The sequence below is a fragment of the Ruegeria sp. CDSA236 genome (assembly GCF_059611285.1).
The window spans coordinates 1-2,744 of sequence record NZ_JBXWPG010000024.1 but is presented as its reverse complement, the minus strand read 5'-3'; the positions used below and the strand labels follow the sequence as shown (position 1 = coordinate 2,744).

2 protein-coding genes are annotated in these 2,744 nt (G+C 56.0%); both read left to right on the top strand.

Translation table 11 applies throughout. From position 1 onward, the window contains the following. Positions 1-143: 143 nt before the first annotated feature. Positions 144-1,121 (top strand): HpcH/HpaI aldolase/citrate lyase family protein, encoded by a 978-nt coding sequence (locus AC2FLB_RS20755; protein WP_496693146.1) that lies wholly within the window; start codon positions 144-146, stop codon positions 1,119-1,121. Positions 1,122-1,128: 7 nt separating this feature from the next. Beyond that, positions 1,129-2,412 (top strand): glycerate kinase type-2 family protein, encoded by a 1,284-nt coding sequence (locus tag AC2FLB_RS20750; protein ID WP_496693147.1) that lies wholly within the window; start codon positions 1,129-1,131, stop codon positions 2,410-2,412. Positions 2,413-2,744 lie beyond the last annotated feature (332 nt).

Below are 2,744 nucleotides of genomic sequence, written 5' to 3'. Positions count from 1 at the left end.
GGATCATCGAAGTGGTCGACGGTCTGGCCGCAAATGGCGAGGACGGTAACGGTGAGGTCGAGGCCAAAGTCAAAACCAAAGTCGCAAACCTCTGCGCCAGATTCCCTATCTATCCAAACTTGTAAACTGAAGGACACCAACCCATGAGCTTTCATTCCATCGAACAGGCTCCTGCCCGCCTAAACCGCAGCGAACTCGCCGTGCCTGGCAGCCAACCCGGAATGTTCGAAAAGGCCGCACAATCGGACGTGGATGTCATCTTCCTTGATCTGGAGGACGCCGTCGCGCCGGACGAGAAAGAACAGGCCCGCAAAAACATCATTGAGGCTCTGAACGACATCGACTGGGGCAGCAAGACCATGTCGGTACGCATCAACGGGCTCGACACGCATTACATGTACCGCGATGTGGTGGATGTGGTTGAACAGGCTGGCGAGCGACTTGATCTGATCATGATCCCCAAAGTCGGCACCGCGGCAGATGTCTATGCCGTCGACATGATGGTCACGCAAATCGAGGATGCAAAGGGGTACAAAAAACGCATCGGATTCGAGCATATCATCGAAACTGCGTTAGGGATGCAGAACGTCAGTGAGATCGCGGCGGCGTCGAAGCGTAACGAAAGCCTGCATTTCGGCGTAGCCGACTATGCCGCCTCGACCCGCGCGCGGACGACTATTATCGGCGGTGTTAATCCGGATTATTCCGTTCTGACTGACGCCGATACGGACGGAGGACGCCGGACCCATTGGGGAGATATGTGGCACTATGCGCTTGCCCGCATGGTTGTGGCTGCCCGCGCCAATGGTTTGCGCCCAATCGACGGCCCTTTTGGAGACTTCCAAGACCCGGACGGCTACAAAGCCGCCGCAAAGCGCGCGGCAGTATTAGGCTGCGAGGGCAAATGGGCCATCCATCCCAGCCAGATTTCACTGGCAAACGATGTTATGTCGCCGGGCGACGCCGAAGTCACCAAGGCACAACGCATTCTCGAAGCAATGGCCGAAGCCGAAGCAGCGGGAAAGGGAGCGGTTTCGTTGGATGGCCGCCTGATCGACTATGCTTCGATCCGTCAAGCTGAAGTTATGGTTGAAAAGGCCCGTCAAATCGCAGCAGCATGATCGCCTCATGACTTTACAATCGTCCATGTCTCAACGCGATTGTGCCGCCAACATATTTGCCGAAGCCATAGCCGCGGCAGATCCGGCGGTATCCCTGAGCAGACGGCTGCAATCAGCCCCATTGCCTGCGCCCAAACAGGGTGGGCGCAGCATCCTAATCGCGATTGGTAAAGCGGCCCCAGCCATGATGGCGGAAGCCTTGCAAAACGTTCAGGGTGATCATGTCGCTCTGGCCGTGACCCATTCCGAAAACCAAGCGGTCGTACCCGGTGCAACTGTGTTGAACAGTGCACACCCCGTTCCGGACGAACGGGGCCTCAAAGCCGGTCGGCAGATCATTGATCTGCTCAGCGCAGCACGCGAGCAAGATCAGATCATAGCGCTGATCTCTGGCGGGGGATCGGCCCTTGTTCCGGCACCTGTGGACGGATTGTCCCTATCGGATAAGATTGTGGTCAACGAGCTCTTGTTGTCTTCCGGATTGGACATCGTGCACATGAACCTGGTGCGCCAGCATCTAAGCCAGCTCAAGGGCGGAGGGTTTCTGCGACACGGTTCACCTGCACCGGTCACAGCCTATATTCTGTCGGATGTGATCGGAGATGACCTGCGTGCCGTTGCCAGCGGCCCCACTTCTCCACCCATCGGAACCCAAGCCGATGCCCGCAGGATCTGCATTGGGGCTGGCATCTGGAAGCGTCTGCCCCAATCCGTGCGGGACCATCTTGAACACAGCGTTCCTGAACAGACGATAGCAGTTGAAGCGACAAATCATCTGATCGGGTCGAACACGATAAGCCTTGAGGCTGCGCATCGCTGTGCGGCGCAGTTTTGTCGGGCTGAAATTGCATCCAAAGCACTGACAGGAGACGTGTCCGACGCTGCACGTCAGATTCTGCAAGCGGCCCGTTCTGTGGCTTCCGACCGCCCGGTCGCTCTACTTTTCGGAGGGGAGACAACCGTCCGGCTGCAGGGTTCGGGTCTTGGTGGGCGCAATCAGGAACTAGCGCTGCGCGTCGCCCAACTGGCGCAAGGGGAAGCTATTCCCGGCAACTGGATTTTCCTCAGCGGTGGAACAGATGGCCGTGATGGTCCGACCCCCGCAGCGGGTGCGATTGTGGATGTGGGAACATTCGACCGTATCCGCAATGCGGGGCAAAATCCGTCCACGCTGTTAGCAAACAACGACAGTCACCGTGCATTGGGACTATCGGGTGATCTTCTGATGACTGGTGCGACCGGAACCAATGTTGCAGATATCCAAGTATTGCTGCTTGGGCCTGAAGCTTGAGCGCGCGCTAAACTTGGCGGGCATCAGGTTGATATAGCGTCAGAGATGTCGAATTGGAAAGTAATGCCTGAATCCGTCGAGAAAGGTCCGATTCATGCGATAGTCTGATTTCAAAGCCATAAAAGAGGCGTTTGTTCCAATGTCACAGGCGATGTTTTAGGCTCTGACGGAAGGATATAGGCATTATTTTTGCGGGATGTTTGGCGTTGATCGGCGTGTAAGTAATTGTAATTTTCGTTCTAAAGTTGCTTTTTTGGAGTAGGGTTTGAACCTTTGGCCTTCAGGTTATGAGCCTGACGAGTTGAAGAGGTTAGCAATTGATCCAGTGGATC

Excerpts from the sequence above, each read along its gene's own strand:
- AC2FLB_RS20755 (WP_496693146.1), top strand. The coding sequence starts at position 144 with ATGAGCTTTCATTCCATCGAACAGGCTCCTGCCCGCCTAAACCGCAGC.
- AC2FLB_RS20750 (WP_496693147.1), top strand. The coding sequence starts at position 1,129 with ATGACTTTACAATCGTCCATGTCTCAACGCGATTGTGCCGCCAACATA.